Source organism: Phenylobacterium sp., assembly GCF_031412415.1.
GTDB lineage: Bacteria > Pseudomonadota > Alphaproteobacteria > Caulobacterales > Caulobacteraceae > Phenylobacterium.
Map to the genome: position 1 here is coordinate 1 of NZ_JANOCX010000315.1, position 3,092 is coordinate 3,092.

At 70.0% G+C, this 3,092-nt stretch carries 3 protein-coding genes; 2 read left to right on the forward strand and 1 reads right to left on the reverse strand.

Features of this window, described 5'->3' with window-relative positions; translation table 11 throughout:
• The first annotated feature begins 49 nt into the window (after positions 1-49).
• Both RMO04_RS15445 and RMO04_RS15450 read left to right on the forward strand, forming a co-directional pair.
• Positions 50-1,864, forward strand: coding sequence for an aminopeptidase P family protein (locus RMO04_RS15445; protein ID WP_309645662.1), 1,815 nt, complete (start codon positions 50-52; stop codon positions 1,862-1,864).
• Between the two features lie 14 nt (positions 1,865-1,878).
• The gene (locus RMO04_RS15450; RefSeq protein ID WP_309645663.1) at positions 1,879-2,724 is read left to right on the forward strand and encodes a class I SAM-dependent methyltransferase; all 846 of its coding nucleotides are present in this window, start codon (positions 1,879-1,881) and stop codon (positions 2,722-2,724) included.
• Between the two features lie 134 nt (positions 2,725-2,858).
• On the opposite strand, the gene RMO04_RS15455 is transcribed toward RMO04_RS15450, so the two are convergent.
• Positions 2,859-3,092, reverse strand: a 234-nt coding sequence (locus RMO04_RS15455) for a BRCT domain-containing protein (protein ID WP_309645664.1), incomplete at its 5' end; no start/stop codon positions are given.

Consider the following 3,092-nt stretch of genomic DNA (forward strand, 5'->3'; position numbering starts at 1 on the left):
ATCCCGAGCGGAGGTGGCGCGGCGCGGTGAGTTTCCCTAAGTTCGCCCCATGCGCCAGACCTTCGACGAAAGCACCGACCCGTCCTTCGGACCCAATCATGTTCCCCTGATCCGTCAGGCGATGGACGCCCAGGGCCTGGATGGCTTCCTGGTCCCCCACGAGGACGAACACCAGAACGAGTACCTGCCGCAGGCCAATGACCGGCTCGGCTGGGCGACCGGCTTCACCGGCTCGGCGGGCGCGGCGGTGATCCTCAAGGACAAGGCCGCGATCTTCGTGGATGGCCGCTACACCCTGCAGGTTCGCGACCAGGTCGACCAGGCGGTATTCGAAATCCGCGACCTCGTCGAGGGCGGCGTGCCCGCCTATCTGGAGACCGCCACCGCCCAGGGCCAGACCATCGGCTACGACCCGCGCCTGCATTCCCCCGACGCCTTGGAACACCTGAAGGCCGCGGCCGCCAAGGCCGGCGCGACCCTCAAGGCCGTCGCGCCCAATCCGCTGGACATCGCCTGGGGCGAGGCCCGACCCGCGCAGCCGACGGCGCCCGTCGTGCCCCAGCCCCTGCAGTATGCCGGCGAAGACTCCGCCGCCAAGCGCGCCCGGGTGGGCGAGGCCCTGGCGGGCAAGAACGCCGACGCCACGGTGCTGACCGCACCCTCCTCCATCGCCTGGCTGTTCAACGTGCGCGGCGGCGACGTCATCCGCTCACCCCTGCCGCTCGGCCAGGCGATCCTCAATCGCGACGGGACCGCGCGGTTGTTCCTCGACCCGGCGAAGGTCGGCGACGACCTGCGCGCCTGGCTCGGCAACGAGGTGCGGCTGGAGACCACGGACGATCTACCCGCCGCCCTGGTCGACCTGAAGGGCAAACGCGTCCTGGTCGATCCGGGCCAGTCCTCAGCCTGGTACTTCGACGCCCTGGCGAAGGCCGGCGCGGAAGTGGTGCGCGGCGAGGACCCCTGCGCCCTGCCCCGCGCCTGCAAGAACGCCGTGGAGATCGAAGGCGCCCTGGAAGCCCACCGCCGCGACGGCGGCGCGGTCACCCGGTTCCTCCATTGGCTGGCCACCGACGCCCAGACCCGCACGGTCGACGAGATCGAGGTCGTCACCCGGCTGGAGGGCTTCCGCCAGGCGACCGGGGCGCTGAAGGACCTGTCCTTCGACACCATCGCCGGCGCGGCGTCGAACGGCGCCAACGTCCACTATCGCCCGACGACCCGCCTGAACAAGAAGACCGAGACCGGCTCGTTGTTGCTGGTCGATTCCGGCGCCCAGTATCTGGACGGCACCACCGACATCACCCGCACCGTCGCTATCGGCGAGCCCAGCCAGGAGATGCGCGAGCGGTTCACCCTGGTGTTGAAGGGACACCTGGCGCTGGCCGCCATCCGCTTTCCGGCCGGCACCACCGGCTCGGCCCTGGACGCCCTGGCACGCGCCCCGCTCTGGATGATGGGCCTGGACTACGACCACGGCACCGGCCATGGCGTCGGCTCGTATCTGGGCGTCCACGAGGGGCCGCAGCGGATCTCCAAGCTGCCCAACTTCGTGGCCCTGCGACCGGGAATGATCGTCTCCAACGAGCCCGGCTACTACAAGGAAGGCGCCTACGGCATCCGCATCGAGAACCTGCAGTATGTCACCCCGGCCGAGCCGATCACCGGGGGCGAACGACGGATGCTTGGCTTCATGACCCTGACGCTTGCGCCCCTGGACCGGCGGCTGGTGGTCGCCGAGATGCTGACCAAGGATGAGCTCGCCCAGCTCAACGCCTATCACGCCCGGGTCTGGGCCGAGATCGGGCCACGCGTCGATGGCGAGGTTCGCACCTGGCTCGAGGCGGCCTGCCGACCGATCTAGCGGAGGACGACGCGATGGCCGAGACTAGCGATCCGCAGGGCAACGCCGCCCAGATCGAGTACTGGAACGCCGGGGTCGGCGACATCTGGGCGAGCCTCCAGGATCGGATGGACGCCCAGCTTGAGCCCCTGGGCCAGGAGGCCGAACGCGCCCTGACGCCCGCGCCTGGCGAACGCATTCTCGATATCGGCTGCGGCGCCGGCCAGACCAGCCTGGCGCTTGCGCGGGCGGTGTCTCCCGGCGGCGCGGTCCTGGGCGTGGACATCTCCCGCCCGCTGCTGGAGGTGGCGCGAGGCCGCGCCGGCAAGGGCGAGGCGACCTTCCTCCAGGCCGACGCCCAGACCTATCCCTTTGAGGCCCAGTCATTTGACGGCGTCTTCTCCCGCTTCGGCGTGATGTTCTTCGCCGACCCGGTCGCGGCGTTCGCCAATATCCGCAAGGCGCTGAAGCCCGGCGGGCGGCTGGCTTTCGTCTGCTGGCGACGCCCGGACGAGAACCTGTTCATGACCCTGCCGATGACCGCGGCCTCGGCCTATCTGCCGCCCGCGCCGCCGTCGGACCCGGAGGCGCCGGGCCCCTTCGCATTCGCCGACCCGGAGCGGACACGCCGCATCCTGTCCGAGGCTGGATTCGAGGCCATCGTCACCACCCCGCACGATCGCAAGATCGGCAGCGGCGACCTGGAACAAACCTTGGGCGTCGCCCTGAAGGTGGGTCCGCTCGGCGCGCGGCTGCGTGAGCATCCGGAGCAGCGTGACAAGGTCATCGACGCCGTGCGCGAGGCCTTGCGCGACCACCTGGGCGAGGATGGCGTCAAACTGCCCTCGGCGACCTGGATCGTCACGGCGCGCACGCTGTAAGACGCCGGCGGTCGCCCCCACGACCGCCGACGCTCCCACCGCCCGGAGACCGGCCGGTGGGACACCCAAGGAGGGGCTTACCTAGGCTTAGGCGTGAAACTCACGGAGAACGGGACAACCCGACCGCGAAATTCTCAGCCGGCGACCAGCGCCAGCCATTCGTCCTCGGTCATCACCTGGATTCCCAGGTCCGTCGCTGTCTTCAATTTCGAGCCCGCGCCAGGCCCGGCGACGACGAGATCCGTCTTCTTGGACACCGAGCCGGAGACCTTGGCGCCCAGGGCCTCGGCCTGGGCCTTGGCCTCGTCGCGGGTCATCTTCTCCAAGGCGCCCGTGAAGACGATGGTCTTGCCCGCCACGGCGGTGTC